Source organism: Micrococcus sp. FDAARGOS_333 (assembly GCF_002206575.2).
GTDB lineage: Bacteria > Actinomycetota > Actinomycetes > Actinomycetales > Micrococcaceae > Micrococcus > Micrococcus lylae.
Window position 1 is genome coordinate 1,648,328 of sequence record NZ_NJFJ02000001.1, and the last position, 26,616, is coordinate 1,674,943.

Sequence of the window (26,616 nt, forward strand, 5' to 3'; positions counted from 1 at the left end):
TAGAGCGCCTCGCCGGCCGCGGTTGTTGGGCCAGGACAGCCTGCAGAGCATCTCCGTCGGGCCAGGCCGGCACCGTAGAGCGCCTCGCCGGCCGCCGGCGTCGGGCCAGGCCGGCCCCGTCTCACGGGAGTCGAGCCAATCGCCGCGCTCTGAGCGCACAGGGATATGACAGGTCTACACAGCGTGTTCTGCTGACCGCTGAGTAGTCTCGGCAAGCCGTCTCCTGGCCGAGCTGTCTGGACGCGCAGACCGTGGCCTCGTGTGGCCCACCGGTGCGCGGGGCATCGTCGTCAGGCCGCTGGGGCCACGCTGACGCCGCCGCCCCGACGCGGTCACACCATCCCTCTGTGCCGGGCCGGCTGCCCTTCCGTCCCCGACCCCGTCTGCGTGCTTCATGCCTCACATCAGTTCCGCCCCCGTCGATGCCCCCGGGCGGCGGGCGAAGACCGCGGTGCCTCCCACCGGCCTCGCCGCCCATCGCTTCCGCGCCGACATCCAGGGCATCCGCGCCCTCGCCGTGCTCAGCGTCCTGCTGTTCCACGCCGGCCTTCCCTGGCTGTCCGGAGGCTACGTCGGCGTCGACGTCTTCTTCGTCATCTCCGGCTTTCTCATCACAGGGCTGCTGATCAAGGAGATCAGCCGCACCGGCGGTGTCAGCCTGACCGACTTCTACGTGCGGCGTGTCCGGCGCATCCTGCCGGCAGCCCTCGTCGTGATCGCCCTGACCCTGGCCGCCGGGTGGGCGCTCCTGCCGCTGTCCCGGTGGGAGTCGCTCGGCTGGACGGGCCTCTGGGCGGCACTGAGCGTCGCCAACTGGTCCCTGGCTGCCGACAGCACCGACTACTTCAACGCCGACGCCGCTCCCAGCCCGCTCCAGCACTACTGGTCCTTGGGCGTGGAGGAGCAGTACTACCTCGTCTGGCCGCTCCTGCTGGTCGTCTTCGTCGCGTTTGCGTTGCGTCGCCGCGCCGGTGCCCCCACCGGCACCGACGTCCGGCCCCGCCGACGCGCCGCTCGACAGGCCGCCCCCGCTGCCGGCGAACCGGCCCTCGATCCCCGCGCCGTCGCCATCCGGGTCCTCCTGGTCGCCGCCGTCGTGAGCGTCGTGTCCTTCGTGCACTCGGTGCTCTACACCCCGCAGAACCCGGGGGCGGCCTACTTCATCACCACCACGCGCGCCTGGGAGCTCGGCGTCGGCGCGGCACTGGCCGCGCTCGTCGTGCTCCTGCCCGCACTGCCCGCCCGGCTCCGCGTCGTGCTCGGCTGGACGGGTCTGGCCATGGTCCTGGCCGCCGTCGTCGTCTTCACGGAAGAGACCGTGTTCCCGGGCTACAAGGCCGCGGTCCCGGTCGTCGGCTCGGCCCTGATGATCCTGGCCGGCACCCATGCGGAGGGCGATCGCCACGGCGCCGGCGTCGGCACCCTGCTGTCCTTGCGGCCGGCACGGTGGGTCGGCGACCTCTCCTACTCGCTGTATCTCGTCCACTGGCCGGTGATCGCGATCGCCTCCTGGCGGTTCGCCGAGGGCCTTCCCCTGTGGCTGGGCCTGGTGCTGGCGGCTGCGTCGGTGCCTATGGCCTGGCTGCTGCGCATCGCCGTCGAGAAGCCCTTCATGGGGTCGCATTCGGCCGCAGCGTCGCCCACCGCCGCCCAGACCCGGGCCGAGGCACGCCGTCGTCGACGCCGAGGCACCCTCCGCCCGCTGCTGGCCGGTGGCCTCGCCACCGCCGGCGTCTGCGCGCTCGCCCTGGCGCTCGCGTTCACCGCCTCCCAGCGCACCGCCCTGCCGGATACCGAGGGGGCGGTCGCCGGCGCCGGGGCCGCCGGCGCCGGCATCGCGACCGACGAGGACCCGGAGCCCGGACCCGCCGACGGGACGACGGCCGCCGGATCGAATCGGGCGGAACCCCTCGCCTCCGCCGAGGACACCGAGGCCGAGGAGCCTGCCTCCCCGCCGGAGGGCTGGGACCCGATGGATGAGCTCGCCGGGATCAGCGTCGATCAGATCGTCCCCGCACCGTCCTCGGGCTCCCGGGACGGCTCGCCGCTGCTGTATCGGGACTGCCAGGTCGAGGCCGCGGACGACACCGCCAAGCGCTGCGAGGACGGCGACCCGGACGCTGACACCACTGTCCTGCTGGTCGGTGACTCCCACGTCCACCACTGGTCTGAGGCGATCGTGGACGAGGCCCTCGAACGGGGATGGAACGTGGTCTCCTACGTCAAGGGCGCCTGCCCGATCACCACGCACACCGTGGAACTGTCCGAGGAGAACGGCGGACCGCGCCCGTTCACCGAATGCACCTCCTGGAACGAGAAGGTGATCAAGGAGGTCGAGGCCGAGCAGGCGGACGTCATCATCACCTCGGCGAGCTTCTACCGTGACGCGGACGGTTCCTCCGCCGCCGACGGCATGGCGGAGGGATGGAAGAAGCTCGTCGCCCACGCGGACCACACCGTGGTGCTGGCGGACCCGCCGCATGCGAGCCGGCCCGTGCCGGAGTGCGTCGAACGCCACAGCGACGACATCGCGGCCTGCTCCTGGGACCGCGAGGAGGGCCTGGCGGACTCCGGCACCCCGGACATCCTCGCCGCTGCCGAGCAGGTGCCCGAAGTCGAGGTGATCGACCTCAACGACTTCATCTGCCCGGGCCCGGTCTGCGCGCCCGTGGTCGGCAATGCCCTGGTCTACATGGACTCCCACCACATGACGGCGACCTTCTCCCATTCACTCGACGACGCGTTGTGGGAACGGCTCGACCGCGTCATCGCAGACTGACACCCCTCAGCAAAGAGAAGATGCGTTCCACTGATAAATGGATCTGTATCAGTAGAACGCTTCTTCGCTAGGGTCCTCGTTCGATCGGCGCCACCGTCGCGTCCGCAACCCGCACGAGGTCAGCGGGCGCGATCTCGATGTCCAGCCCCCGCTGCCCGCCGGACACGAACACCGTGGCCCAGTTCAGGGCGCTCTCGTCCACCAGCACCGGGCACCGCTGCCGCTGGCCGAACGGTGAGATCCCGCCGCGGACGTATCCGGTCCTGCGCTCGGCCTCCTCGCGGTCCGCCATCACGGCCTTCTTCGCCCCGAGGGCCTTCGCCGCGGCCCGCAGGTCAAGCCGCCCGGACACCGGGACCACGCAGGCCGCCAGCGAACCATCCGGCACCTGCACCATCAGAGTCTTGAACACGCGGGCCGGCTCCACGCCCAGCGCCGTGGCCATCCGCTCGCCCACGCCCACGGCGTCCGCGGCGGTGTGTCCGTCGTCGATCTCCACGCGGTGCAGGGTGTGAACGGCATCCGCCCGGGTCAGTGCGGCGACGGCCGGCGTCGGCGCATCCCCGGCGTCCTTCCTGCGCGCCATCGTCAGCCTTCGGCCGTCAGGTCCCTCACGTTGCGCTTGATGCGGCCGAGCATCGCGGACATGCCGCGCAGGCGAAGCGGCGTCAGCGCCTGGGCCAGGCCGAGGCGATTCGGGATGTCGTCCGGTACGCCGAGGATCTCGGCGGCGGTCAGCCCATCGAGTCCCTGCGAGAGCACGGAGGCGAAGCCCCGCGTGGTCGGCGCCTCCGGGGGTGCGGTGATGAACAGGCGCATCACGGACTGTCCGCCGGCGGGCTCGCCCTCGATCTCCACGGCCAGGAAGAGCGGGGACTGGCACTCCACGACCTGCTCCATCTCCTCCTCATGCCCGTCGTAGCGGGCCGGCAGTTCCGGCAGCTCGTCGGAGAACTCGAGCAGCAGCTCCAGCTTCTCCGGGTCCGGGACCGCGGTGAAGTCGTCGACGATCTCGGCCAGGGCGGTGGGCAGCGCGGTGTTCTCGGTCATGGCTCACCATCCTAGGACCCCATGCCGCCGCCGGCAGGCCCAGAGAACGTCAGCGGAGGCGTCCTTCAGCCCAGGGCCACCGGTTCTCCGGGCCGCAGACGGACGACGACGGCCGGTCACCTTCGTGCGGAAGGCGACCGGCCGCCGTCGGGAAGTCCCTGAGATCCCAGGCAGTGAGGCGGGGCAGGCGGACGCCGCTCCGGGCGAGTCCGCCGGGCGCAGGTCAGCGCTGCGGGGCCTGGCCGGGCTCGTCGCCCATGACGATCGGCACGCGCACGGCGTTGCCCCATTCGGTCCAGGAGCCGTCATAGTTGCGGACGTCCTCGTAGCCGAGCAGGTGCTTGAGCACGAACCAGGTGTGGGAGGAACGCTCGCCGATGCGGCAGTAGGCGATCACCTTGTCGGTCTCACCGAGTCCGGCCTCGTCGCGGTAGATCGTCTCGAGCTCGGCACGGGACTTGAAGGTGCCGTCCTCGTTGGCGGCCTTCGCCCACGGCACGGAGGCGGCGGTCGGGATGTGGCCGCCGCGGAGGGTGCCCTCCTGCGGGTAGCCGTCCATGTGGGTGGTCTCGCCGGTGTACTCCTTGGGGGAGCGCACGTCGATCAGCGGGGTGGAGCCGAGGGCGGCCAACACGTCCTCGCGGGCGGCGCGATCGGTGGTGTCGTCGCGGTCGGTCACCGGGTAGTCGACCGGGGTGACGGACGGGACCTCGCGGGTGGTCTCGCGGCCCTCGGCGATCCACTTGTCGCGGCCGCCGTTCATCAGGCGGGTGTCCCTGTGGCCGTAGAGGGTGAAGACCCAGAGGGCGTAGGCGGCCCACCAGTTGGACTTGTCGCCGTAGAACACCACGGTGGTGTCCGGGCCGATGCCCTTGGAGCCGAGCAGCTCCGCGAAGGCCTCCGGACCGACGAAGTCGCGGGTCACCGGGTCGTTGAGCTCGGTGTGCCAGTCGATCTTCACGGCACCGGGGATGTGACCGGTGGAGTAGAGCAGGGTGTCCTCGTTGGACTCGAGGACCACGACGTCCTCGTCGCCGATGTGCTCGGCGACCCAGGCGGTGGAGACGAGCTTCTCAGGGTGGGCGTACTCGGCGAACTCGGTGGAGGTCTCGGCCATCAGGGGCACCTCTTCCTGTCGATGGGGTCTGGCCTGCGGGCCCTCTCCGGTGCCGTCCTCCGTGCGGAGACGCCGCGTTCGGCGGCCGGCGTCCGGGCCGGGCCCTCGGCCGTCAGATTACGCGAGGGCGGCGGGTCCTAATAGGCAGGCTGTCCTAAACCGTCATCGTCGGTGCAGGCGGCGGACGGTACAGTGAACCGGGACAACGCACGCCGAAGGAAAGGGAGTCCGCCGTGGCCCAGACCGTCCATCTGTCCGAGCGCTCCCCGCAGGTCTCGGCAGACGAACTGCTCGCCGGCTTCCAGCCGTCCTACCGCTTCGGTGAGGTGTCCTTCGACACCTACATCCCGGACCCGGCCCATCCGTCGCAGGCGGAGGCCGTGAACCGGCTGAAGGACTTCGCGGCCTCGATCGGCGGCGGGCGCGGCGGGCATGGCGGCTCCGGAGGCCTGTTCGGCGGCCTGTTCGGCGGGAAGAAGCGGGCGGCGGGGCCGGCCGGCATCTACCTGGACGGCGGCTTCGGCGTCGGCAAGACCCACCTGCTCGCCTCCACCTGGCACGCCGCTCCGGGCCCGAAGGCCTTCGGCACCTTCGTGGAGTACACCAACCTGGTCGGCGCCCTGTCCTTCCGCAAGGCCGTGGACGTGCTCAAGGAGTACACCCTGGTCTGCATCGACGAGTTCGAGCTGGACGACCCGGGCGACACCGTCCTCATGTCCCGCCTCATGCGCGAGCTGGCCGACGCCGGTGTCCGCCTCGTGGCGACCTCCAACACCCTGCCCGGCGCCCTCGGCGAAGGCCGGTTCGCCGCACAGGACTTCAAGCGCGAGATCCAGGTGCTCGCCGAGCAGTTCGAGGTGATCCGCGTGGACGGCGAGGACTACCGCCACCGCGGCCTCTCCGAGGCCCCCGCCCCGCTCGACGACGCCGAGGTCATGGACACCGTGGCGAAGAACTTCCCGCACGTCGGTGTGGTGGCCGAGGACGACTTCGCCGACCTCACCGCCATGCTCTCCCGCGTGCACCCCTCGCGCTACCGGGAGCTCGTCAAGGACGTGGACGTCATCGCCCTCCACAACGTGGAGACCATCACCGAGCAGGCCACCGCGCTGCGCTTCGTGGTGTTCGCGGACCGGCTCTATGACAAGGACGTCCCAGTGGTCGCCTCCGGCACCGCCTTCGACGAGCTGTTCACGCACGAGATGATGCACGGCGGATACATGAAGAAGTACTTCCGCACCGTCTCCCGCATGACCGCGCTCGTCCGCGAGGGCCAGCTCGGCATCGCCGAGGAGAAGTGACGCCGCGGTGACCGGCGCGGGGGACCGCCGATGAGCGGCTCCGTGCCCTCGCCCGGCGGCACCGACCCGGACGGCAGGCAGGCCCTGTCGGCCGTCGAGGCCGCCGTCCGCCGTGCCCTCCGCGTCCCCGGCGTCCGCGTGGACCGGGAGCGATTCCTCCTCAGGCAGGCCCGGGGCCTGCTTCCCGACGACGGCGCACGCCGCCGGGTCCTGACCGAGGGCCTGGCCGCCGTGCTCACCGAGCCCGAGATGCGCGCCCTGGGCCTGCGGCGGGTCCTGCAGCTGACCGCCTGGTCCTCGTCGGCCGCCGTGGTGTCCGCCCTGCCTGCAGGGCCGGTGGCGATGACCGCCGGCGCCGGCGCCGATGTGATGCAGCAGCTCGTCTTCGGCCTGCGCCTGTCCCAGGAGCTCGCCTATCTCTACGGGCACCGGCTCTCCGGCACCGACCACGAGGGCGCCCCGCCGACCGACGCGGAGCTCGAGCAGCTTCTCCTGCTCTTCGGCGGCCTGCTGGAGGTGGAGGGCGCCGCGGCCGCCGTCCGGCTCACCGGTCCCCGCCTCGAGCGCGACGGACGTCCCGTCGGCTACGGCGACGGCGACTGGGGTCGACGCAGCGGAGGCGAGTCGACCGGCGGAGGGCTCGACGCCGATGCCGGCATCGGTGCTGACGCCGGCTTCGGTGCCCGGACGGGGGCTGGTGCCAGGGCAGGTGCCGCGGGCGCTGGGCTGCCGGCCGACCTGCTGGGCCGCAGCGTCATCGGACCGATCTGCCGACGGGTACTCGCCCGGTTCGCCTCCCGCATGCAGTCCGTGGTGCTGCGCCGCGGGGTACTGCGCGCTGTGCCGGTGCTCGGCGCGATCGGTGCCGGGGGAGCGGCCTTCTCCGCGCTCCAGGCCCAGGGGCGCATCCTCAACCACGAGCTGGCCGAGGGACTCGACTACACGCCGGACAAGGTGATGGACGATGTGGAGGCGCTGCGGCGGGCGCTGGGCGCCGGTTGACCGAGGACGTAAGAGGCCCTGCCGGCGTCGCCGGCAGGGCCTCGAAGATGAATGGAGCGGATGACGGGATTCGAACCCGCGACCTCCACCTTGGCAAGGTGGCGCTCTAGCCAACTGAGCTACATCCGCAGAACCGGTCGGCCACTGAAGACCACCGTCCGTGCGCGATACTGGGTTCGAACCAGTGACCTCTTCCGTGTCAAGGAAGCGCGCTACCACTGCGCCAATCGCGCTCATCAGCCTCACGACTGCTGAGTACAGGTCCTTCCATCTCTGGAGGAGCCGCGAGGTCGGGACGGGATTCGAACCCGCGTATACGGCTTTGCAGGCCGCTGCCTCGCCTCTCGGCCACCCGACCAGGGTTGAAAGGTCATGCGAGCGGATGACGGGATTCGAACCCGCGACCTCCACCTTGGCAAGGTGGCGCTCTAGCCAACTGAGCTACATCCGCATGGATCGACGCGGCGATCGTCTTCCTCATCGGAACCGCTCGCCGCGTTTTCCAACGAGAAAGAACTCTAGACCATGTCGTCGGCGGATGCCAAATCGGGGGCAAGCGCGCCCTGCAGGGCAGGAGGTGTCGGCCGTCTCACCTGTGGAGACCCGACGCCCCGTCCGGACCGCCTGCCAGAATGGTGGACCATGACCCAGCCACGCCTCGCCCACGCCACAGAGCGCGGGCGCATGTACTCGCGCAAGCTCGGCGGCCTGCCGGAGGTGCCGTCGATCACCACCGTCATCGGCCTGGAGAAGGCGGACCTGGACGGCTGGGTCGGTTGGATGGCCGCTGACGCCGCCACGAAGGACGCCCGGCTCGGACAGGCGCTGGGCTCCTCGGCACGGCTGCGCCAGATCGCTCGGCAGAACGCGGACGCCGCCGCCAAGTACCGTGACGCCGCCGCCGAGCGCGGTGACCGGGTCCACGACTACGCCGAGCAGGTCTCCCTCCGCGCCCTCGGCAGGCCGCACCGCATGGCCGAGTGCCGTCAGCGGCTGATCCAGCACGGCGAGGGCGCCTACGCCGACCGCTTCGACGAGTGGTGGGACCTCTACGGTGTGCAGCCCGTGGCGGCCGAGGTGACCGTGTGGAACGACTCCGTCGGCTACGCCGGCACCCTCGACCTCGTGGCGCGCATCGGCGGACGCCTGTGCCTGATCGACTTCAAGACCAAGACCACCGGCCGTGACGGCCGGGTCAAGCCGCTCGACGCCAAGGTGGTCATGCAGCTCGTGGCCGGCCTGCAGGCCGAGGAGTCCCTGGTCGACCCCGTGGCCGGCACCTGGGAGCCCTGGGCCCATGGGGGCGCCGAGATGCTGCTCGGCGTGGCCATCGGCGAGACCGAGGTGGCCGTGCACCAGGCCAACCCCGCCGTGCTCAGGCAGCACTGGCACAAGTTCTGGGCGCTCCGCCAGCTCTGGACCCACCAGGAGGCCGCAGCCGAGGCCGGCCCCGCCCTGCGCGAGATCGGCCCGCCGCCGGTGCAGCGTGCCGGTGCCGGCAACGGTGCCGATTCCGCAGCCCCCGGCAGCGGCGCACCGGCCGGCGGGGCGCCGTCCCGGGCCGGATCCCACGCCGCCACGGCAGCTCCGGCGGGAGCCGAGGGGCCGGCAGCCCGATGACCAGCCTGCCGGTCCGCACCGGGTCGGACCCCGCCCCGGGGCCGAGGACGAGGAGGTGCCGGAGCCGGGCGACGGCCTGCCGGACCCTGAGCCGGGTGACGGCGTGCCGGACCCCGAGCCGGGCGACTGACTGCCGGCTCGGTGCCTCCACCACGCGGTGGAGCACCTGGATGGCATGCTGTCCGTGGGCCGTCTCGTCGCCTCCGTCCTCGGAAGGCGCCGACGTCCCACGGCCACCGCAGCATCCGTGTCCGCACCGCCCGTCGGTGCGCCACCGGCCAGACACCCCAGGAGACCATGACTGACCACGCCGCCCCGCCCGCCGCGCAGGCGACTGCGCAGACCACCGCCCATCCGGCCGAGCCGGCGTCCGCCCAGGACGCGGGCGCACCGCTGCGTGTCCTCTACGCAGGCACCCCCGAGACCGCGGTGCCCGTGCTCGAGGCGCTCGTGGCCTCCCGCCACCGGGTCGTCGGCGTGCTGACCCGGCCGGACGCCCCGCTGGGCCGCAAGCGGGTGCTCACCCCGTCCCCGGTGGCCGCGGCCGCCGAGGCCCACGGCATCCCCACCGTCAAGGCCGACCGCCTCCGCGGGGAGGCCGGCGCCGAGGCCGCCGAGGCGATCCGTGCGCTGGGAGCGGACGTGGCCGTCGTCGTGGCCTACGGTGCGCTCGTGCCGGCCGAGCTGCTGGACGTGCCGAAGCACGGCTGGCTCAACCTGCACTTCTCCACGCTGCCCGCCTGGCGCGGCGCCGCCCCCGTGCAGCGCGCCATGATGGCCGGCGAAACCCGCATCGGCGCCGACGTGTTCCAGCTCGAGGAGGGCCTGGACACCGGTCCGGTCTTCGCCAGCATGCACCGGGACGTCGAACCCGGCCAGACCTCCGGAGACCTGCTCGCCGCGCTGGCCGTGGACGGGGGACCGCTGGTGGTCGAGGTGCTGGACGGACTCTCTGCCGGCACCGCCGTCGCCACGCCGCAGCAGGGCGAACCGACCCACGCCGAGAAGCTCTCCCACGCCGACGGGCTCGTCGACCCCGCCGGTGACGCGGACGCGGTGGGCGCGCTGGTCAACGGGGTCACCCCGGAGCCCGGCGCCTGGGGCTGGATGATCGCCGACCCCGCCGACGCCCCCACCCGCTTCAAGCTCGACGCCGTCCTGCCGCACGCCGAACAGACCCTGCCCGCCGAGGTGGCCGAGGCGTCCGCCGGAGACCTGCTCGTCGCCGCCCGGAAGGCGTGGCTGCGCACCGGCCCGGGTGCGCTCGAGCTCACCCGCGTCCAGCCGGCCGGCAAGAAGCTCATGGCCGCCGCCGACTGGGCCCGCGGCGCCAACGGCTCGCCCCGCCTGCTGGCCGGTCCCGAACTCGCCGCCCACACGGCTGGGCTGCAGGCCGCCCACGCGGCCCGGCTCGCCGCCCGCACCACCGCCGAAGGGAACACCCGCGCATGAGCGATCGACGACAGGGACACGGATCCGGCCGGGACGACCGGCGCGGCCGCGGGCGAGGGCGTCAGGACCGCCGCGACGCCCGGGGCCGTACCCGCAACCGCGGCCGCTCCGGCGCCGGGAAGCACTACTCGGCGGCGGCCCCGTCGCAGCGCTCGCGACAGGCCGACCCGGCCCGCGCCGTGGCCTACGAGGTGGTCCGCGCCGTCCACCAGGACGACTCCTACGCCAACCTCGTGCTTCCGCAGCGCATCCGCGCCCGCCGCCTGGACCGCCGCGACGCCGGCTTCGCCACCGAGCTGACCTACGGCACCCTGCGCGGCATCGGCCTGTACGACGCGATCCTCGCCGAGTGCGTCGACCGTCCGCTGGAGGACCTGGACGCCCCGGTGCTGGACGCCCTGCGCCTCGGCGCCCACCAGCTGCTCGGCATGCGGGTGCCCGCCCACGCCGCGCTCGACGCGACCGTCGCCCTGGTGCGCGAGAGGATCGGCGCCGGCCCCTCCGGCTTCGTCAACGCCGTCCTGCGCCGCATCTCCGAGACGCCACGCGAGCAGTGGCTCGACCGGGTCGCCCCGGAGGACGGGTCCGAGAAGTCCCTGGGCATCCGTCACTCGCACCCGGCGTGGATCGTGCGCGGCCTGCGCCAGGCCCTCGTCAGTCACGGCGCCGACGCCGCCGAACTCACCGATCTGCTCGAGGCGGACAACGCCGCCCCCGTCGTCAACCTCGTCGCGCTGCCCGGCCTCGGGGACATCGGCCCGGTGCTCGCCGCCGGCGCCGACCCCAGCCCCCTCGCGCCCGACGCCGCCCTCCACGCCGGCGGCGATGCGGCCCGCCTGCCCGGCGTCCGCGACGGCGTCGTCCGCGTCCAGGACGTCGGCTCCCAGCTCACCGCCCGTGCCCTGGCCGCCGTCCCGCTCGGGGGCCAGGCCCACGACGACGGCTCCGTCGCCGCCGGGGCGCCCGGCGCCTGCTCGTCGGCCTCCTCGCCGAGGGCCGAGCACTGGCTCGACCTCTGCGCCGGCCCCGGCGGCAAGGCCGCCCTGCTCGCGGCTCTGGCCGCCGAGCGCGGCGCCCACCTGCTCGCCAACGAGGTCGCCGAGCACCGTGCGGACCTGGTCCGCGGTGCCCTGACCGCGGTGCCGCAGCAGGCCTGGACCGTGCGCACCGGCGACGGCCGCCGGATCGGCGACGCCCCTGAGGGCGCGACCGGATTCGACCGCATCCTCGTCGACGCCCCGTGCACCGGCCTCGGCGCCCTGCGCCGCCGGCCGGAGTCCCGCTGGCGCCGCACCCCGGCCGACCTCGCCGTCCTCACCGACCTGCAGGCCGAGCTGCTCCACGCCGCGGTCGGCGTCCTGGCCCCCGGCGGCGTCCTCGCCTACGTGACCTGCTCGCCCCATCCGGCCGAGACCGTGGTGCAGGCCGACGACCTGCTGCGCCGCCATCCGAAGCTCGAGCAGCTCGACGCGGCCCAGGCCCTGCAGTCCGTGGCCGTCGGCGACCTCGGCCTTCCCGAGACGAAGACCGCCCAGCTGTGGCCTCACCGCCACGGCACCGACGCGATGTTCCTGGCCCTGTTCCGGAAGCCGGCCTGAGCCGGCCGGACCCACCCGCATACTCCGCCCGTCCCCACCACAGGAGCCCGCCATGACCGCGACGTCCCCGACCGTCCACCTGCACCCGTCGATCCTCTCGGCCGACTTCGCCCGGCTGGCGGACGAGCTGGGCCGGATCGGCACCGCCGACGCCGTCCACGTGGACGTCATGGACGGCCACTTCGTGCCGAACCTGACCCTGGGCCTGCCGGTGGTCAAGGCGATCGGCAAGGCGACCGACCTGCCGCTGGACCTGCACCTGATGATCGAGGACCCGGACCGCTGGGCCCCGGACTACGTGGACGCCGGCGCCGCCTCCGTGACCTTCCACGCCGAGGCCGCCAAGGCCCCGGTGCGCCTGGCCCGCGAGCTGCGCGCCCGCGGCGCAAAGGCCGCCATGGCGCTCAACCCCGGCACCGCCCTCGAACCCCACCTGGGCATGCTGGGGGAGCTGGACATGCTCCTGCTCATGACCGTCGAGCCCGGCTTCGGCGGCCAGCCGTTCCTGGACCTCGTGCTGCCGAAGATCCGTGCCGCCCGGAAGGCCGTCGACGACCTGGGCGGTCAGCTCGCCCTCCAGGTGGACGGCGGCGTCAACGCGGACACCATCCACCGCGCCGCCGAGGCCGGCGCCGACGTCTTCGTGGCGGGCTCCGCTGTCTACGGCGCGGACGACCCGGACGCGGCCATCCGCTTGCTGCGTGAGACGGCGGCCCGCGCCTGCGCCCACGGCAGGGCGTGACGTGGCATACTCGATCCCAGCTAACGTGCTCCGGGGTCGGTGAAAGTCCGAACCGGCGGTGACAGTCCGCGACCCGCGAGCGTGAGCCAGGCGAGAGCCCCGGCCCACGCGGACGGTTGAGCCGGTGGAATTCCGGCACCGACAGTAAGAGTCTGGATGGGAGAAGCACGCAGCCGACGCCTCGGCAGAGGTCTCTTCGCAGCACCCTGCCCTGTCCGTCCCCACATGCCCCCGGAGCGCGCCTCCGGGTGAGGGCCACCCGGAGCGCCGAGCGCACGGGAGGACGCAGATGGAGCACCTCACGGACGAGGCCGCCATGGACCTCGCCGTCGCCGCCGCCCTCGAGGGCGTCCGGGGCGCCAATCCGCTCGTCGGCGCCGTCCTGACCGCTCCCGACGGACAGCTCCTCGCCGTCGGCCGCCACCGCGGCGCCGGCACCCTGCACGCCGAGGCCGACGCCCTCGCCGCCTGGGCCGCCCTGCGCGAGACCGACCCGCAGGCCGCTGCGGTCGACCCGGCCGCCTGCACCCTCCACGTCACCCTCGAACCCTGCGACCACACCGGGCGGACCGGACCCTGCACCGGCGCCGTCCGCGCCGCCGGCATCGGCCGCCTCGTCTACGCCGTCGCCGATCCGACCGGCACCTCCGGCGGGGGAGCACAGACCCTCCGGGCCGCCGGCCTCGACGTGTCGGGCCCGACCGGACACGCCGGATCCCTCGCCCTCACCGACCGCTGGCGTCGCGCCCGCGCCGCGGGCCGTCCCTTCGTCACCGCGCACCTGGCGCAGTCCCTCGACGGCTGCGCCGCCGCCGCGGACGGCACCAGCCAGTGGATCACCTCGCCCGCCTCCCGCGCCCACGCCCACGCCGTGCGCGGTCGGGTGGACGCGATCGTCGTGGGCACCGGCACCGTGCTCGCGGACGACCCCCGGCTCACCGCCCGGGACGACGACGGCTCCCTCGCCTCCGTCCAGCCGGTCCCCGTGGTCATGGGGCACCGTCGGATCCCCGCGGGGGCCGCCCTGCGCGGCCACCCCGCCCTGGCGGCGGGGGAGGAGCCTCTGCACGTGCGCTCCCACGACCCCGCCGAGGTGCTCGCGGCGATCGCCGCCCACCCCGGCCCCTGGCCGCACGGCCGCGGCGGATGCGAGCACCTGCTGATCGAGGGCGGTCCCACCGTGCTGGCCGCCTGGATCGCCGCCGACCTCGTCGACGAGCTGCACGTCTACACCGCGCCGACGTTCCTCGGCGCCGGCCTGCCCGCCGTGTCCGGCCTGGCCGTGGACACCCTCGCCCACGCCGTGCGCTGGACCCCCGACTCCGCCGAGGGCGGCCCGGTCCGCCCGCTCGGCCCCGACACCTGGACCCATCTGCGACCGGCGACGGCCGCAGGGAAGGAGTGACACCGTGTTCACCGGGATCATCACGCACATCGGCACCGTCCGGGAGCTGGTGCACCGTCCGGAGGCGGACGTCGCGACGATCGTCGTGGACGCCCCCGGCGTGCTCGACGGCCTGCCCGAGGGCGGCTCGCTGGCCGTCGACGGCGTCTGCCTCACCGCGCTCCACGACGCCGACGCCGAGCCCGGCGTCTTCCGCGCCGACCTGATGGGCCAGACCCTGCGCATGACCGCCCTCGGCGACCTCGCGCCCGGCTCCCGCGTCAACCTGGAGCGGTGCCTGCTGCCCCACCAGCACCTGGACGGCCACCTGGTCCAGGGCCACGTGGACGGCGTCGGCACGGTGCTCGAGGTCGCGGACGAGGGCGCCTGGCATCGGGTGCGCGTCGGCGTCCCCGCCCGTCTCGCCCGATACCTGCCCGCCCAGGGGGCCGTCGCCCTCCAGGGCGCGTCCCTGACGATCACCGCGGTGTCCTCCCCGGACGCCGCCGAGCACTGGTTCGAGGTCGGTCTCATCCCGGCCACCCTCGCCGCCACGACCTTCGACGGGCTCGAGGCCGGCCGCCGGCTCAACGTCGAGACCGACGTGATGGCCCGCTATGCCGAGCGCCTCGCCCAGATCCCCGCACCGCGGGACGCCACGGCACCGGCAGACCAGGAGGAGCCGCCAGACCAGGCGCAGCCGGCAGAACAGGCGAAGCCGGCACACGAGGAGGAGCGCGCATGAGCCACGGACAGGACCTGCAGCAGACCGTCGGTGTCGACCCCGTCCGCCTCGACCCCGTCGAGGAGGCGATCGCCGCGATCGCCGCGGGACGGGCCGTCGTCGTGGTGGACGACGAGGACCGGGAGAACGAGGGCGACCTGATCTTCGCCGCCTCCCGGGCCACCGCCGAGCTGACCGCCTTCACGATCCGTCACACCTCCGGCGTGCTGTGCACCCCGATGCCGGCGGCCTGGGCCGAGCGGCTCGCGCTGCCGCCGATGACCGACACCAACGAGGACCCCAAGGGCACCGCCTACACCGTGTCCGTGGACGCGGCGGCAGGCGTCACCACCGGCATCAGCGCCGCCGACCGCGCCCGCACCCTCCGCGTGCTGGCCCACCCCGGCTCCGCGGCCGGCGACCTCACCCGCCCTGGCCACGTCTTCCCGCTGCGCGCGGTGGACGGCGGCGTCCGCGAGCGGGCCGGCCACACCGAGGCCGGCGTGGAGCTCTGCCGCCTGGCGGGCCTCGCCCCGGTGGCGGCCATCGCCGAACTCACCCACGACGACGGCACCATGATGCGACTGCCCGCCCTCCGCGAGTTCGCGGACGAGCACGGCCTCGTCCTTGTCTCCATCGAGGACCTGGCCGACTTCCTCACCCGGATCGACGACGTGCCCGCCGAGGCCTGCCTGCCCACGGCCCGCGGGCCCCTGCGGATCGCCGTGCACCCGGACCCCGCCACCGGCGCCGAGCACGTGCTGCTCACCTCCCCGGACCTCGATCCGTCCGCCGGCCCCGTGACCGTCCGCGTGCACTCCGAGTGCCTCACCGGCGACGTCCTCGGCTCCCTGCGCTGCGACTGCGGCCCCCAGCTGCAGCGGTCGCTGGAGGCCACCGCCCGGCACGGCGGCGCCGTCCTCTACCTGCGCGGCCACGAGGGGCGCGGCATCGGCCTGGCCAACAAGGTCCGCGCCTACCGTCTGCAGGAGCAGGGACTCGACACCGTAGACGCCAACCTCGCCCTCGGGCTGCCCGCCGAGGGCCGCGACTTCCGCGCCGCGGCCCGGATCCTCGCCGACGCCGGGATCACCTGCGTCCGGCTGGTGACCAACAACCCGGTGAAGCTCACGGCGCTGCGCCGGGCGGGCATCGACGTCGTCGAGCGCGTCCCCGCCCCGGCACCGGAGAACGAGCACAACCGCGCCTACCTCGCCGCCAAGCGCGAGCGCATGGGCCACCTGCCGGCCCTCGGCGAGAGCGCCCCGGAGATCCCCGGCCGCCCCGCAGACCCGCTGACGCCGTCCCCCGCGGACGCCGCCGGCGCCATCACCCGTCCCTCCGAGACCGAGGAGCACCACGCATGAGCGGAGCAGGAGCCCCGACCTTCACCCACGACCGCGAGGCCGCCGCCGGCCTGCGGGTCGCCATCGTCGCCGCCCAGTGGCACGAGCAGATCATGGACGGCCTCGTCTCCGGCGCACAGGCCGCTGCCGCGGACTTCGGCCTCGAGGCGGACCTCGTCCGCGTCCCCGGCACCGTCGAGCTCACCGTGGCCGCCGCCCGCCTGACCCGCACCCACGACGTCGTCGTGGTCCTGGGGGTCGTCGTCCGAGGGGACACCCCCCACTTCGACTACGTCTGCTCCGCCGTGACCCAGGGTGTCACCGAGGTCTCCGTCCGCACCGGCGTGCCGGTCGGCTTCGGCGTCCTCACCGTGGACACCGAGCAGCAGGCGATCGACCGGGCGGGCCTGCCCGGCTCCCGCGAGGACAAGGGCCGTGAGGCCCTCGAGGCCGCCGTGCTCACCGAGCTCGCCCTGCGAGCGGTCTCCGGCGCGGCCCCGGCCCCGCATGCCGGCGAGACCGCCCCCGGGCCGACGGCCGACGCCACCGCCGACGCCGAGGAGGCGACCGCCTGATGCAGTGGCTCGTGGACCTGTTCAACTGGTACATCCCCGTCGGCGGAGGCGGCCTGCTCGTCCGCGAGGTCGTCGGCAACGTCTTCGGGCTCGCCTCGGCCCTCGGCGGCATGCGCCGCAAGGTCTGGGCGTGGCCGGTGGGCATCATCGGCAACCTGATCCTGCTGACCGTGTTCCTGTCCTCCCTGTTCGGCGGCGCCGACCATGCCACGCTGCTCGGGCAGGCCGGCCGCCAGGTCATGTTCATCGCCGTCTCGGTCTACGGCTGGGTCCGCTGGCGCCGGTCCCAGGCACACGGCGGCGGTCAGGACGGCGGCGCCATCACCCCGGAGTGGGCCGGCTGGGGCGGCCGCACCTTCCTGGCGCTCGGCATGGTCGTGGGCACGATCGCCCTGACCCCGGTGTTCCGGGCCCTCGGCTCCTGGGAGCCGGTGTGGGCGGACGCCTGGACCTTCGTCGGCTCGCTGCTGGCCACCTACGGCATGGCCAAGGGCTGGGTCGAGTTCTGGCTCATCTGGGTGGCCGTGGACGTCGTGGGTGTGCCGCTGCTGTGGTCCTCCGGCTACTACGCCTCCGCCTTCATGTACCTCTTCTACGGGGTGTTCACCCTCATCGGGTTCTTCGTCTGGGTGCGCGCCAAGGCCCACGAGAAGCCCCACGTGGAGACGCTCCTGCCGGACGGTCCGGAGGAGGAGCGCGCCGCCCGCTGACCGGCGTTCTCGCTCCGCTGCGCGTCACATAGAGTCCGGGCACCGCACACGCGGTGCCCGGCCTCGCTACGCTGGCCCCCGTGAAGACCTTCGACACCCTCTTCGACGAACTGACCCGCAAGGCCCGGGAACGCCCCGCCGGCTCACAGACCGTGGCCGAGCTGGATGCCGGCATCCATCAGATCGGCAAGAAGGTCGTGGAGGAGGCCGCCGAGGTCTGGATGGCCTGCGAACACGAGACCGACGAGGCCGCCGCCGAGGAGATCTCGCAGCTGCTCTACCACCTGCAGGTGATGATGATCGCCAAGGGCCTCACCCTCGAGGACGTCTACCGCCACCTCTGAGTCCAGGAAGGACACCCCCATGCTCCGCATCGCCGTCCCCAACAAGGGCGCCCTGTCCGAACTGGCCATCGAGATCCTCACCGAGGCCGGCTACCACCAGCGCCGCTCGTCCCGCGAGCTCGTCCTCGTGGACCCGGAGAACCAGGTCGAGTTCTTCTACCTGCGTCCCCGCGACATCGCCGTGTACGTCGGCCAGGGGTCCCTCGACGTCGGCCTGACCGGCCGCGACCTGTTCGCCGACGCGCGCGTGAAGGACACGGCCGAGGAGATCATGGCCCTCGGCTTCGGCGCCTCCACCTTCCGTCTGGCCGCCCCGGCCGGCACCTTCACCGCCACCGCGGAGCTGACCGGGAAACGGATCGCCACCAGCTACGACGGCCTGCTCGCCGCCTACCTGGAGAAGATCGGCCTCGACGCCGAGATCGTCCACCTGGACGGCGCCGTCGAATCGGCCGTCTCCCTCGGCGTCGCCGACGCGATCGCCGACGTCGTGGAGACCGGCAACACCCTGCGTGCCGCCGGCATGGAGGTCTTCGGCGAGCCGATCCTCGCCTCCGAGGCCATCATGATCGGCCAGACCGGCAAGCACCCCGAGGGCCTCGACGTCCTCCTGCGCCGCCTGCAGGGCGTCCTGGTCGCCCGTCGCTGGCTGATGATCGACTACGACGTGGACAAGTCCCTGCTCGAGCAGGCCACCGCCGTCACCCCCGGGCTGGAGTCCCCGACCATCTCGCCGCTGCAGGACGAGTCCATGGTCGCCGTCCGCTCCATGGTCCAGAAGGACGACGTCCACCGCGTCATGGACGAGCTGTACGTTCTCGGCGCCCGCGCCATCCTCGTGTCCGAGATCCACGCCATCCGTCTCTGAGCCGCCGACCCACAGGAGCGCCACCATGACCGTCGCCGTCCGAGTCATCCCCTGCCTGGACGTGGACGCCGGCCGCGTCGTCAAGGGCGTCAACTTCGAGAACCTGCGGGACGCCGGCGACCCGGTGGAGCTGGCCCGCCGCTACAACGCCGCCGGCGCAGACGAGCTGACCTTCCTGGACGTCACCGCCTCCACCGCGGACCGGCAGACCACCGCCGACGTGGTGACCCGCACCGCCGAGGAGGTCTTCATCCCGCTCACCGTCGGCGGCGGAGTGCGCACGGAGCAGGACGTGGCCCGCCTGCTCCGCCTCGGCGCGGACAAGGCCTCCATCAACACCGCGGCCGTCGCCCGGCCGGAGGTCATCACGCAGATCACCCGTCGCTTCGGCTCCCAGGTGCTCGTGCTGTCCCTGGACGCCCGCCGCACCACGGACCCCGGCTGCCCCTCCGGCTACGAGGTCACCACCCACGGCGGCCGCACCGGCACCGGCCTGGACGCCGTCGCCTGGTGCCGCGAGGCCGCCGAGCGCGGCGTGGGGGAGATCCTCCTGAACTCGATCGACGCCGACGGCACCCGGGACGGCTTCGACCTCGAGATGATCCGCGACGTGCGCGCGGTGACCCGGGTGCCGCTCATCGCCTCCGGCGGCGCCGGCCGTCCGGAGCACTTCCCGCCGGCCGTCGCCGCGGGCGCCGACGCGGTCCTGGCCGCCTCCATCTTCCACTTCGGCCCGGACCACATGATGGGCTCCGTCAAGGACGCCCTGCGCAAGGCCGGGCACGTCGTGCGCTGAGCGCGTCGCGGCCTGCGTGGACGGACCCCGGCGGTCGCCGCGTCCACGCCGAGTGCCCTCGGCTCAGGCGTCGACGACGTCCTCGAGGACCAGGGCGGCCGTGCGGCGGCCGAAGGCGTGCATGACGAGCTCGCCGGCGGGGCCGGCCACGTGCACGGACCGGCCGTCGTCGCCGGGGGCCTTCACCATGACGGGGGAGTTGTCCACGCGCGAGGCCGGACGCGCCCGACGCTCCAGCTCGATCCCGGTCTCCTCGGACCGGTAGAGCAGCTTCGCGCGGCGCTTCAGATGCGTGTAGAGCATGTCCGCGTAGTCGTCGGCGAGGATGCGCGGGGCCCAGCGGTCCTTCGCACGGCGCACGTCCTCGGTGTGCACGAAGAACTCCAGCAGCTGCACCTCGTCGGCCACGGTCGAACCCACCGGGGTGCGGCGCAGCAGTGCCGCGGCACGGCTGACCAGGCCGGCGACGCGCCCTCGACTGCGACGACGGCCGCCCGCCTCCGGTGAGGCGTCGGCGGTGCCGTGGGCGCCGGAGTCGACGGGGCCGTCGTCCTGGGCCCGCTGCCCGAGGGAACCCTCCAGCGGGCCGGCGGCCACACGCTCCACCAGACGGGCGTAGCCGGCCTCGTCCGCGTGGGCGTCGCCGAGGGCGATCGTCTTCTCCTGCAGTCGCTTCGCCGCCGGTGGGAGCAGCAGTCCGACGGCCAGCGGGGAGGTCTCGCGCAGCACGATGTGCGCGGCCAGGTGTTCGGTCCGCCAGCCCTCGCAGAGCGTCGGCTGCCCCGGTCCGGCATGCGTCAGCGCCTCGACCAGGGCGGCGCGCGAGGCGGCGGCGTAGTCGGTCTCGGTCACGGCGTCGCCGGGACCCTGCTGGGGGCGGTCGGAGGCAGTCACCGCCTCAACGTAGCACGGTGTCTCCAGGCCCCGGCAGGGCCCGTCGACGCCCTTAGAATGGCGGGATGACCACCGCCTCCACGCCCCCGTCCGGCGACGACGTCGCCGCCCTGGTCGAGAGCCTGTCCTTCACCGCCGACGGGCTGGTGCCGGCCATCGCGCAGCAGCATGACACCGGTGAGGTCCTCATGATGGCGTGGATGGACGCCGAGTCCCTGCGGCTCACCCTGGAGACCGGCTGGGCCACCTACTGGTCCCGCTCCCGCGCAGAGCTCTGGCGCAAGGGCGCGACCTCCGGACACCTGCAGCGCGTGCTCTCCGTGGCCGCCGACTGCGACCGGGACACCCTGCTGCTGCAGGTGGACCAGACCGGGCCCGCCTGCCACACGGGGACCGCGTCCTGCTTCACCGGCCGCGTCGTCGCCGAGCCGGCCGACCCGCGGTCCGACCGATCCGCCGCCGACGAGAACCGAGGAGAGACCGCGTGAGCCAGCACACCGACACCCGCACCGACGCGACCGTCTCACAGGAGGCCCTCGCCGCCGCCCGCGTGCCCACCGGGGCCGTGCACCCGTCCCGCGAACGGTTCCTCGCCCTCGCCGGTGAGGCCCGCGTCATCCCCGTGATCCGCACCGTCCTGGCCGACGGCCTCACCCCGTTGGCCCTGTACCGCCGCCTTGCGGACGACCGGCCCGGCACCTTCCTCATGGAGTCCGCCGCACCCGGCGGCGTCTGGTCGCGCTACAGCTTCATCGGCGCCGGCTCCGTCGCCACCCTCACCGCCGTCGGACAGCAGGCCCACTGGCAGGGCACCCCGCCGGCCGGCCTGCCCGCCGAGGGAGACGCCCTGGAGGTCCTCGAGCAGACCCTGGCCGCCCTGGGCACCGGGGTGCGCTCTCGTGTGGGCGACGGGCTGCCCCACTTCCTCTCCGGCCTCACCGGCTTCCTCGGCTGGGACGTCATCCGCCACCTCGAGCACCTGCTGGACGGCCCGGAGGACCACCTGGGCCTGCCCGAGCTGGCGATGAACCTCGTCACCGACCTCGCGGTCCACGACGCCGCCGAGGGCACCATCACGCTCGTGGCCAACGCGATCAACGTGAACGGCCTGGCCACCGGCGCGGACGCCGCCTACGACGACGCCGTCGCCCGCCTGGAGGCCATGTCCGCGAAGCTCTCCGCCGGCGTGGACGACCCGGTCACCGCCGTCCCGGACCGCTGGCTGACGGCCACCGCCGAGCAGGTCGCGGCCGAGGCCGAGGACCGCTGGGGCGACGACGGCTTCACGGACGCCGTCGCGAAGGCCAAGGAGGCCATCGTGGACGGCGAGGTCTTCCAGGCCGTCGTCTCCCGCCGCTTCAGCGTGGACACGCAGGCCGACGGGCTGGCGGTCTACCGCGTGCTGCGCATGGTGAACCCGAGCCCCTACATGTACCTGTTCACCTTCGAGACCCCCGAGGGCGAGCCCTATCAGATCGTCGGATCCTCTCCGGAGGCCCTCGTGACCGTGCAGGACCGGCACGTGGTCACCCACCCGATCGCCGGCTCCCGGCGCCGCGGCCGCACCGCCGAGGACGATGCGCTGCTGTCCAAGGAGCTGGCCGAGGACGAGAAGGAGCGGGCCGAGCACGTCATGCTGGTGGACCTGTCCCGCAACGACCTCTCCCGGGTCTGCACGCCGGGCACGGTGAACGTCTCCCAGTTCATGCAGGTCGAGGCATTCAGCCACATCCTCCACCTCGTCTCCCACGTCGAGGGTGATGTGGCCGCCGGCCGCAGCTCCCTGGATGTGCTGAAGTCCGCCTTCCCGGCCGGGACCCTCTCCGGGGCGCCGAAGCCGCGTGCGCTGCGGCTGCTGGATCGGTGGGAGCCCACCCGGCGCGGCCCCTACGGCGGTGTGGTCGGATACTTCGACCTCGCCGGGAGCATGGACATGGCCATCAACATCCGTTCCGTGACCCTGCACCGCGGGCAGGCCCATGTGCAGGCCGGAGCCGGCATCGTGGCCGACTCCGTGCCCCAGTCCGAGGCCGACGAGACCGTCACCAAGGCCACGGCGCCGCTGCGTGCCGTGCTGACCGCGTCCGAGATGGAGGAGCTCGCATGAGCCTGGGCCGCCGCACCGTCGTCCTCGCCGCCCTGGCCGCCGGAGGACTCGTGTTGCTCGCCGCCGGGCAGACCTGGGTCCACGCCACGCGCCTGGGTTCCGGCGCCGTCGCCGAGGTCACCGCGGACGGATCCGACGCCTCGGGTGTCATCAGTGCCATGGCCTTCGTCGTCCTCGCCGCCGGACTCGCCCTGACCATCGCCCGCCGCATCGGCCGCTGGGTCGTGGGCATGCTGCTCGTCCTCGCCGGGGCCGCTCTCGCCGTCACGGCCGGGCAGGCGGTCCTCGACCCCGCCGCGGCCGCCGCGCCCGCCGTCTCCGCGGCCACCGGCACCACCGAGGCCGCCGCCGCCTACACCGTGACCTTCTGGCCGTGGATCGCCGTCGCCGGCGGCATCCTCGCCGTCCTCGCCGGCCTGGCCTCCCTGGTGGCCGGGGGCCGCTGGTCCCACAGCCGCCGCTTCGAGGCGCCCGCCGCGGAGGGCGGCGGTGCCCTGCCGACCGGCGACGGCGAGGCCCGGGCGGCGGGCGAGGGCCGGCGTCGGGGTGCCGGGGAAGGCAGCGGGGGAGCGGACGGCGACGAGGAGGAGCTCGATCCCATGGACGCCTGGGACGAGCTCTCGGCCGGCAACGACCCCACCGGCTGATCGCGTCCGCCTGCGCGGGAGGCCGTGCGCCCTGACACCGGCCGACGCGCATTCGCGCCCCGCCGTGCCCGGCGTGGCACAATGAGAGACAGTCATCCGTCGCCGACATCGATCCACAGGGAGAGTGCCCGATGAGCCACCCCGCCCAGTCCGCCCAGACCGCCACCACCCAGGTGACCGTCACCGAGGACGGCCGCGTGCTGAACGACCCGACCCACGCCGAGGTGCCGGGCCACGGCAACTCCCCGGGCGCCTGGGCCATGTGCGCCCTCGTGGTGGTCGGCTTCGCCGCCGGGGCCATCGGCCTGTTCATCGACCAGATGATGATCGTCTGGATCGGGATCGCCGTCGCCCTGGTCGGCGTCGTGGTGGGCGTGGTGTCCGGCAGCGCCGGCTCCGGCTCGCGCCACTGAGCTCGGCCGTCGTGACCGTACTCGACGACATCATCGCAGGAGTCCGCGAGGACCTCGCCGCGCGTGAAGCAGCCGTGCCGCTGCCGGAGATGATCCGCCGCGCGGCGCAGGTGGCCCCGGCGCGCGACGCCGTGGCCGCCCTCGTCGGCGGCCGCGCCGACCCGGAGGGCATCCGGGTCATCTCCGAGGTGAAGCGGTCCAGCCCCTCCAAGGGCGCGCTGGCCGACATCGCCGAGCCCGCCGAGCTGGGCCGCGCCTACGAGCGCGGCGGCGCGTCAGCGGTGTCCGTGCTCACCGAGCGGCGGCGCTTCAACGGCAGCCTCGCCGACTTCGACGCCGTTCGCGCCGCGATCGACCTGCCCATGCTCCGCAAGGACTTCACCGTCGCGGAGTACCAGATCCACGAGGCCCGCGCCCATGGCGCCGACCTCGTGCTGCTCATCGTGGCCGCCCTGGACGACGCACAGCTGCGCGACTTCCTCCAGCTCACCCACGAGCTCGGCATGAACGCCCTCGTCGAGGCCCACACCCACGAGGAGATCGCCCGTGCCGTGGACGTGGACGCCCGCATCCTCGGCGTCAACGTGCGCAACCTGAAGACCCTCGACGTCGACCCGGACCGCTATGCCCGACTCGCCGCAGACCTGCCCGAGCACGTCGTGCGCGTCGCCGAGTCCGGCGTCGAGTCCGCTGCCCAGGTGGAGCAGTACGCCGCCGCAGGCGCCGACGCGATCCTCGTCGGCGAGGCCCTCGTCAGGCACGGCGCCCCCGAGCAGGCCCTGCAGCAGTTCCGCGCCGCCTCGGTGCGCGCCCGCTGACCCAGACACCACCCACGCAGGAGGACCCGCCTTGTCCACCGACCCCGCCGGCACCCCCGAGCGCCCCGAGAGTCCCGAGCGCCCCGAGAGCCCCGAGAGCCTCGGCGACCAGCCGGGCCCCTACTTCGGCCGGTACGGCGGCACGTGGATGCCCGAGTCGCTCATGGCCGCCCTCGCCCAGGTCACCGAGACCTACGAGGCCGCCCGCAGAGACCCGGAGTTCCGGGCCGAGCTGAAGGACCTCTACCGGGACTACATCGGCCGCCCGTCCCTGCTCACCGAGGTGCCGCGCTTCGGCGCGGACCTGCCGGGCGTGCGGATCTTCCTCAAGCGCGAAGACCTCAACCACACCGGCTCGCACAAGATCAACAACGTCATCGGCCAGGCGCTGCTGGCCCGTCGCATGGGCAAGACCCGTCTCATCGCGGAGACCGGCGCCGGCCAGCACGGCGTGGCCACCGCCACCGCGGCGGCCCTGTTCGGCATGGAGTGCACCGTCTACATGGGCGAACAGGACACGCGTCGCCAGGCCCTCAACGTGGCCCGCATGCAGATGCTCGGCGCGGAGGTGGTCCCCGTGACCATCGGTGCCCGCACCCTCAAGGACGCCATCAACGAGGCGCTCCGAGACTGGGTGGCCTCGGTGGACACCACCCACTACCTTCTCGGCACCGTGACCGGCCCGCATCCGTTCCCCGCGATGGTCCGCTGGTTCCACTCGGTGATCGGCGAGGAGGCCCGCGCACAGGTGCTCGAGCAGACCGGCCGACTGCCGCACGCGGTGGCCGCCTGCGTCGGCGGCGGCTCCAACGCCATGGGCCTGTTCGCCGGCTTCCTGGACGACCCCGAGGTGGAGCTGTACGGCTTCGAGGCCGGCGGCGACGGCGTCGAGACCGGCCGCCACGCCGCCTCCATCACCCTGGGCCGCACCGGCGTCCTCCACGGCGCCCGCACCTACCTGATGCAGGACGAAGACGGCCAGACGATCGACTCGCACTCGATCTCGGCCGGCCTGGACTACCCGGCGGTCGGCCCCGAGCACGCCTGGCTCAACGACACCGGCCGGGCCTGCTACGAGCCCGTGACGGACACCGCCTGCATGGACGCCATGCTGCGCCTGACCCGCACCGAGGGCATCATGCCGGCGATCGAGTCCGCCCATGCGCTGGCCGGCGCCCTGTCCCTGGGCCAGCGCTGGATCGACGCCGGCGAGGTGGGAGAGCACACCCCGGCCGGCGAGGAGCGCATCATCGTCGTGAACCTCTCCGGCCGCGGCGACAAGGACGTCTCCACCGCCGCCGCCTGGTTCGGCCTCGGCACGGCCTCCGCTGCCCCGGCCTCCGACGGCGAGGACGACGGCGACGCGGATGAGACCATCCGCACCGAGGCCGGGCTCGCGCCGGGCGAGGATCCCGCCGGAGACCAGGACGACGCCCGCACCGACGCCGACGAGGAGGTCCAGCGATGAGCACCGAGACCATGTCCGGCACCGCGGCAGCCGGCGAATCCAAGACCGCGGCCGCGATCGAGCGGGCGCGCGCCGCCGGCCGCACCGCCTTCATCGGCTATCTTCCGGCCGGCTACCCGTCCGTGGACGAGTGCGTCGAGGCCGCCGTGGCCCTGGTCGAGAACGGCGCCGACGTCGTCGAGATCGGCCTGCCCTACACCGACCCGGTCATGGACGGCCCGGTCATCCAGGCCGCCACGCAGGCGTCCCTGGCTGCCGGCTTCCGGGTGTCCCAGGTGTTCGACATCGTCCGCCGGATCACCGAGCGCACCGACGCGGCCGTGCTGGTCATGACCTACTGGAACCTCGTGGACCGCATGGGCGCCGACGAGTTCGCCCGCCGCCTGGCCGCCGCCGGCGGCGCCGGGCTGATCACCCCGGACCTCGTGCCGGAGGAGGCCGCCGAGTGGCTGGCCGCCTCCGACCGCCACGGACTGGACCGCGTCTTCCTCACCGCCCCGTCCTCCCCGCAGTCCCGGGTGGAGCGCACGGTGGCCGACTCCCGCGGCTTCGTCTACGCCGTCTCCGTCATGGGCGTCACCGGCGCCCGCAAGGACATCTCGGACGCCGCCGCCGAGGTGGTCACGCACGCCAAGGCCGCCGGCGCGGAGAACGTCTGTGTGGGCCTGGGCATCTCCCGCCCGGAGCACATCGCCCAGATCGGCGAGTACGCCGACGGTGCGATCGTCGGCACCGCCCTGGTCAAGGCCCTCGGGGAGGGCGGCCCCGAGGCCGTGGGCCGTCTGGCCGCCGAGCTCGCCGCCGGCTGCGTCCGGGACGCCGCCGGCACCGCCGCCGATCCGAAGGCAGGAGAGTGACCTC

The 26,616-nt window shown here is 73.6% G+C and carries 25 protein-coding genes, 4 tRNA genes, 1 pseudogene and 1 riboswitch; of the genes and pseudogenes, 22 read left to right on the plus strand and 8 right to left on the minus strand.

What is annotated here, in order from left to right; genetic code table 11:
* The first annotated feature begins 451 nt into the window (after window positions 1-451).
* On the plus strand, window positions 452-2,779 hold the full coding sequence (locus CEQ11_RS07375) for an acyltransferase family protein (RefSeq protein ID WP_227718793.1): 2,328 nt from the start codon (window positions 452-454) through the stop codon (window positions 2,777-2,779).
* Between the two features lie 67 nt (window positions 2,780-2,846).
* Here the strand turns inward: CEQ11_RS07375 and ybaK are convergent, their stop codons facing one another.
* The 3 genes from ybaK to CEQ11_RS07390 all read right to left on the minus strand — a co-directional run bounded on the left by ybaK (window position 2,847) and on the right by CEQ11_RS07390 (window position 4,946).
* Window positions 2,847-3,365: a Cys-tRNA(Pro) deacylase gene (gene ybaK, locus CEQ11_RS07380; protein WP_088478221.1), complete on the minus strand. Its 519-nt coding sequence runs from the start codon at window positions 3,363-3,365 to the stop codon at window positions 2,847-2,849.
* A 2-nt stretch (window positions 3,366-3,367) separates the two neighbouring features.
* Window positions 3,368-3,829 carry a SufE family protein gene (locus tag CEQ11_RS07385; protein WP_067188875.1) on the minus strand — a complete coding sequence of 154 codons (462 nt, stop codon included), beginning with the start codon at window positions 3,827-3,829 and terminating at the stop codon, window positions 3,368-3,370.
* Window positions 3,830-4,052: 223 nt separating this feature from the next.
* Window positions 4,053-4,946, minus strand: a complete 894-nt coding sequence (locus CEQ11_RS07390; protein WP_088478222.1) for a sulfurtransferase — start codon at window positions 4,944-4,946, stop codon at window positions 4,053-4,055.
* Window positions 4,947-5,179: 233 nt separating this feature from the next.
* On the opposite strand from CEQ11_RS07390, the gene zapE reads away from it, so the two are divergent.
* Window positions 5,180-6,247, plus strand: coding sequence for a cell division protein ZapE (zapE, locus tag CEQ11_RS07395; RefSeq protein ID WP_087133454.1), 1,068 nt, complete (start codon window positions 5,180-5,182; stop codon window positions 6,245-6,247).
* 30 nt (window positions 6,248-6,277) lie between these two features.
* Window positions 6,278-7,249, plus strand: a complete 972-nt coding sequence (locus CEQ11_RS07400; protein WP_088478223.1) for a hypothetical protein — start codon at window positions 6,278-6,280, stop codon at window positions 7,247-7,249.
* Between the two features lie 52 nt (window positions 7,250-7,301).
* On the opposite strand, the gene CEQ11_RS07405 is transcribed toward CEQ11_RS07400, so the two are convergent.
* The 4 genes from CEQ11_RS07405 to CEQ11_RS07420 form a co-directional block, all read right to left on the minus strand.
* Window positions 7,302-7,378 (minus strand) — tRNA-Gly (locus tag CEQ11_RS07405).
* A 32-nt stretch (window positions 7,379-7,410) separates the two neighbouring features.
* Window positions 7,411-7,482 (minus strand) — tRNA-Val (locus tag CEQ11_RS07410).
* 54 nt (window positions 7,483-7,536) lie between these two features.
* A tRNA-Cys gene (locus CEQ11_RS07415) sits at window positions 7,537-7,607 on the minus strand.
* A gap of 19 nt (window positions 7,608-7,626) precedes the next feature.
* Window positions 7,627-7,700 (minus strand) — tRNA-Gly (locus CEQ11_RS07420).
* Between the two features lie 191 nt (window positions 7,701-7,891).
* Here CEQ11_RS07420 and CEQ11_RS07425 point away from each other — a divergent pair.
* From CEQ11_RS07425 to hisF, 12 genes and pseudogenes are all read left to right on the plus strand, one after another.
* Complete coding sequence (locus CEQ11_RS07425; protein WP_227718794.1) at window positions 7,892-8,869, plus strand: cytochrome; 978 nt, start codon at window positions 7,892-7,894, stop codon at window positions 8,867-8,869.
* Between the two features lie 393 nt (window positions 8,870-9,262).
* Window positions 9,263-10,321 carry a methionyl-tRNA formyltransferase gene (locus CEQ11_RS07430; RefSeq protein ID WP_193763044.1) on the plus strand — a complete coding sequence of 353 codons (1,059 nt, stop codon included), beginning with the start codon at window positions 9,263-9,265 and terminating at the stop codon, window positions 10,319-10,321.
* Window positions 10,318-11,919 carry an RsmB/NOP family class I SAM-dependent RNA methyltransferase gene (locus tag CEQ11_RS07435; RefSeq protein ID WP_102957507.1) on the plus strand — a complete coding sequence of 534 codons (1,602 nt, stop codon included), beginning with the start codon at window positions 10,318-10,320 and terminating at the stop codon, window positions 11,917-11,919. The genes CEQ11_RS07430 and CEQ11_RS07435 overlap by 4 nt, the downstream gene beginning before the upstream one ends.
* 52 nt (window positions 11,920-11,971) lie before the next feature.
* Window positions 11,972-12,661 carry a ribulose-phosphate 3-epimerase gene (gene rpe / locus CEQ11_RS07440; protein ID WP_088478225.1) on the plus strand — a complete coding sequence of 230 codons (690 nt, stop codon included), beginning with the start codon at window positions 11,972-11,974 and terminating at the stop codon, window positions 12,659-12,661.
* A gap of 22 nt (window positions 12,662-12,683) precedes the next feature.
* Window positions 12,684-12,833, plus strand: a riboswitch (FMN riboswitch).
* Between the two features lie 117 nt (window positions 12,834-12,950).
* Window positions 12,951-14,066, plus strand: coding sequence for a bifunctional diaminohydroxyphosphoribosylaminopyrimidine deaminase/5-amino-6-(5-phosphoribosylamino)uracil reductase RibD (gene ribD, locus CEQ11_RS07445; protein WP_088478226.1), 1,116 nt, complete (start codon window positions 12,951-12,953; stop codon window positions 14,064-14,066).
* A gap of 4 nt (window positions 14,067-14,070) precedes the next feature.
* On the plus strand, window positions 14,071-14,790 hold the full coding sequence (locus CEQ11_RS07450) for a riboflavin synthase (protein WP_067188890.1): 720 nt from the start codon (window positions 14,071-14,073) through the stop codon (window positions 14,788-14,790).
* On the plus strand, window positions 14,787-16,136 hold the full coding sequence (gene ribB / locus CEQ11_RS07455; RefSeq protein ID WP_083315213.1) for a 3,4-dihydroxy-2-butanone-4-phosphate synthase: 1,350 nt from the start codon (window positions 14,787-14,789) through the stop codon (window positions 16,134-16,136). Before CEQ11_RS07450 ends, ribB begins: the two co-directional genes overlap by 4 nt.
* A pseudogene (gene ribH, locus CEQ11_RS07460) lies at window positions 16,133-16,594 on the plus strand (6,7-dimethyl-8-ribityllumazine synthase); the annotation flags it as partial. The gene ribB and the pseudogene ribH, both read left to right, overlap by 4 nt.
* 95 nt (window positions 16,595-16,689) lie before the next feature.
* Window positions 16,690-17,400, plus strand: a complete 711-nt coding sequence (pnuC, locus tag CEQ11_RS07465; protein ID WP_067188892.1) for a nicotinamide riboside transporter PnuC — start codon at window positions 16,690-16,692, stop codon at window positions 17,398-17,400.
* Window positions 17,401-17,480: 80 nt separating this feature from the next.
* Entirely contained in the window at window positions 17,481-17,744 is a 264-nt protein-coding gene (locus tag CEQ11_RS07470) for a phosphoribosyl-ATP diphosphatase (protein ID WP_088478967.1), read from the plus strand.
* Window positions 17,745-17,763: 19 nt separating this feature from the next.
* The gene (gene hisG / locus CEQ11_RS07475) at window positions 17,764-18,612 is read left to right on the plus strand and encodes an ATP phosphoribosyltransferase (RefSeq protein ID WP_088478227.1); all 849 of its coding nucleotides are present in this window, start codon (window positions 17,764-17,766) and stop codon (window positions 18,610-18,612) included.
* A gap of 25 nt (window positions 18,613-18,637) precedes the next feature.
* Window positions 18,638-19,408 (plus strand): imidazole glycerol phosphate synthase subunit HisF, encoded by a 771-nt coding sequence (gene hisF / locus CEQ11_RS07480; RefSeq protein ID WP_067188897.1) that lies wholly within the window; start codon window positions 18,638-18,640, stop codon window positions 19,406-19,408.
* Window positions 19,409-19,471: 63 nt separating this feature from the next.
* Here the strand turns inward: hisF and CEQ11_RS07485 are convergent, their stop codons facing one another.
* Window positions 19,472-20,302, minus strand: coding sequence for a maleylpyruvate isomerase family mycothiol-dependent enzyme (locus tag CEQ11_RS07485; protein WP_070638225.1), 831 nt, complete (start codon window positions 20,300-20,302; stop codon window positions 19,472-19,474).
* Window positions 20,303-20,367: 65 nt separating this feature from the next.
* Between CEQ11_RS07485 and hisI the strand changes: the two genes are divergently transcribed.
* The 7 genes from hisI (at window position 20,368) to trpA (ending at window position 26,612) form a co-directional block, all read left to right on the plus strand.
* Window positions 20,368-20,790 (plus strand): phosphoribosyl-AMP cyclohydrolase, encoded by a 423-nt coding sequence (gene hisI, locus CEQ11_RS07490; RefSeq protein WP_088478228.1) that lies wholly within the window; start codon window positions 20,368-20,370, stop codon window positions 20,788-20,790.
* 62 nt (window positions 20,791-20,852) lie between these two features.
* Window positions 20,853-22,409: a chorismate-binding protein gene (locus tag CEQ11_RS07495; RefSeq protein WP_193763045.1), complete on the plus strand. Its 1,557-nt coding sequence runs from the start codon at window positions 20,853-20,855 to the stop codon at window positions 22,407-22,409.
* Window positions 22,406-23,056, plus strand: coding sequence for a Trp biosynthesis-associated membrane protein (locus tag CEQ11_RS07500; protein ID WP_227718795.1), 651 nt, complete (start codon window positions 22,406-22,408; stop codon window positions 23,054-23,056). Before CEQ11_RS07495 ends, CEQ11_RS07500 begins: the two co-directional genes overlap by 4 nt.
* A 131-nt stretch (window positions 23,057-23,187) precedes the next feature.
* Window positions 23,188-23,469 (plus strand): HGxxPAAW family protein, encoded by a 282-nt coding sequence (locus CEQ11_RS07505; RefSeq protein WP_070638231.1) that lies wholly within the window; start codon window positions 23,188-23,190, stop codon window positions 23,467-23,469.
* An 11-nt stretch (window positions 23,470-23,480) separates the two neighbouring features.
* Window positions 23,481-24,287, plus strand: a complete 807-nt coding sequence (trpC, locus tag CEQ11_RS07510) for an indole-3-glycerol phosphate synthase TrpC (RefSeq protein WP_070638233.1) — start codon at window positions 23,481-23,483, stop codon at window positions 24,285-24,287.
* A gap of 148 nt (window positions 24,288-24,435) precedes the next feature.
* The gene (gene trpB / locus CEQ11_RS07515) at window positions 24,436-25,755 is read left to right on the plus strand and encodes a tryptophan synthase subunit beta (RefSeq protein WP_087133473.1); all 1,320 of its coding nucleotides are present in this window, start codon (window positions 24,436-24,438) and stop codon (window positions 25,753-25,755) included.
* Window positions 25,752-26,612 carry a tryptophan synthase subunit alpha gene (gene trpA, locus CEQ11_RS07520; RefSeq protein ID WP_227718797.1) on the plus strand — a complete coding sequence of 287 codons (861 nt, stop codon included), beginning with the start codon at window positions 25,752-25,754 and terminating at the stop codon, window positions 26,610-26,612. The genes trpB and trpA overlap by 4 nt, the downstream gene beginning before the upstream one ends.
* Window positions 26,613-26,616: the final 4 nt, after the last annotated feature.

Excerpts from the sequence above, each read along its gene's own strand:
- CEQ11_RS07435 (WP_102957507.1), top strand. The coding sequence starts at position 10,318 with ATGAGCGATCGACGACAGGGACACGGATCCGGCCGGGACGACCGGCGC.
- hisF (WP_067188897.1), top strand. The coding sequence starts at position 18,638 with ATGACCGTCGCCGTCCGAGTCATCCCCTGCCTGGACGTGGACGCCGGC.
- ribB (WP_083315213.1), top strand. The coding sequence starts at position 14,787 with ATGAGCCACGGACAGGACCTGCAGCAGACCGTCGGTGTCGACCCCGTC.
- CEQ11_RS07385 (WP_067188875.1), bottom strand. The coding sequence starts at position 3,829 with ATGACCGAGAACACCGCGCTGCCCACCGCCCTGGCCGAGATCGTCGAC.
- hisI (WP_088478228.1), top strand. The coding sequence starts at position 20,368 with ATGACCACCGCCTCCACGCCCCCGTCCGGCGACGACGTCGCCGCCCTG.
- hisG (WP_088478227.1), top strand. The coding sequence starts at position 17,764 with ATGCTCCGCATCGCCGTCCCCAACAAGGGCGCCCTGTCCGAACTGGCC.
- CEQ11_RS07400 (WP_088478223.1), top strand. The coding sequence starts at position 6,278 with ATGAGCGGCTCCGTGCCCTCGCCCGGCGGCACCGACCCGGACGGCAGG.
- CEQ11_RS07425 (WP_227718794.1), top strand. The coding sequence starts at position 7,892 with ATGACCCAGCCACGCCTCGCCCACGCCACAGAGCGCGGGCGCATGTAC.
- pnuC (WP_067188892.1), top strand. The coding sequence starts at position 16,690 with ATGCAGTGGCTCGTGGACCTGTTCAACTGGTACATCCCCGTCGGCGGA.
- ribD (WP_088478226.1), top strand. The coding sequence starts at position 12,951 with ATGGAGCACCTCACGGACGAGGCCGCCATGGACCTCGCCGTCGCCGCC.
- trpB (WP_087133473.1), top strand. The coding sequence starts at position 24,436 with ATGCCCGAGTCGCTCATGGCCGCCCTCGCCCAGGTCACCGAGACCTAC.
- CEQ11_RS07505 (WP_070638231.1), top strand. The coding sequence starts at position 23,188 with ATGAGCCACCCCGCCCAGTCCGCCCAGACCGCCACCACCCAGGTGACC.
- rpe (WP_088478225.1), top strand. The coding sequence starts at position 11,972 with ATGACCGCGACGTCCCCGACCGTCCACCTGCACCCGTCGATCCTCTCG.
- CEQ11_RS07500 (WP_227718795.1), top strand. The coding sequence starts at position 22,406 with ATGAGCCTGGGCCGCCGCACCGTCGTCCTCGCCGCCCTGGCCGCCGGA.
- CEQ11_RS07390 (WP_088478222.1), bottom strand. The coding sequence starts at position 4,946 with ATGGCCGAGACCTCCACCGAGTTCGCCGAGTACGCCCACCCTGAGAAG.
- ybaK (WP_088478221.1), bottom strand. The coding sequence starts at position 3,365 with ATGGCGCGCAGGAAGGACGCCGGGGATGCGCCGACGCCGGCCGTCGCC.
- trpA (WP_227718797.1), top strand. The coding sequence starts at position 25,752 with ATGAGCACCGAGACCATGTCCGGCACCGCGGCAGCCGGCGAATCCAAG.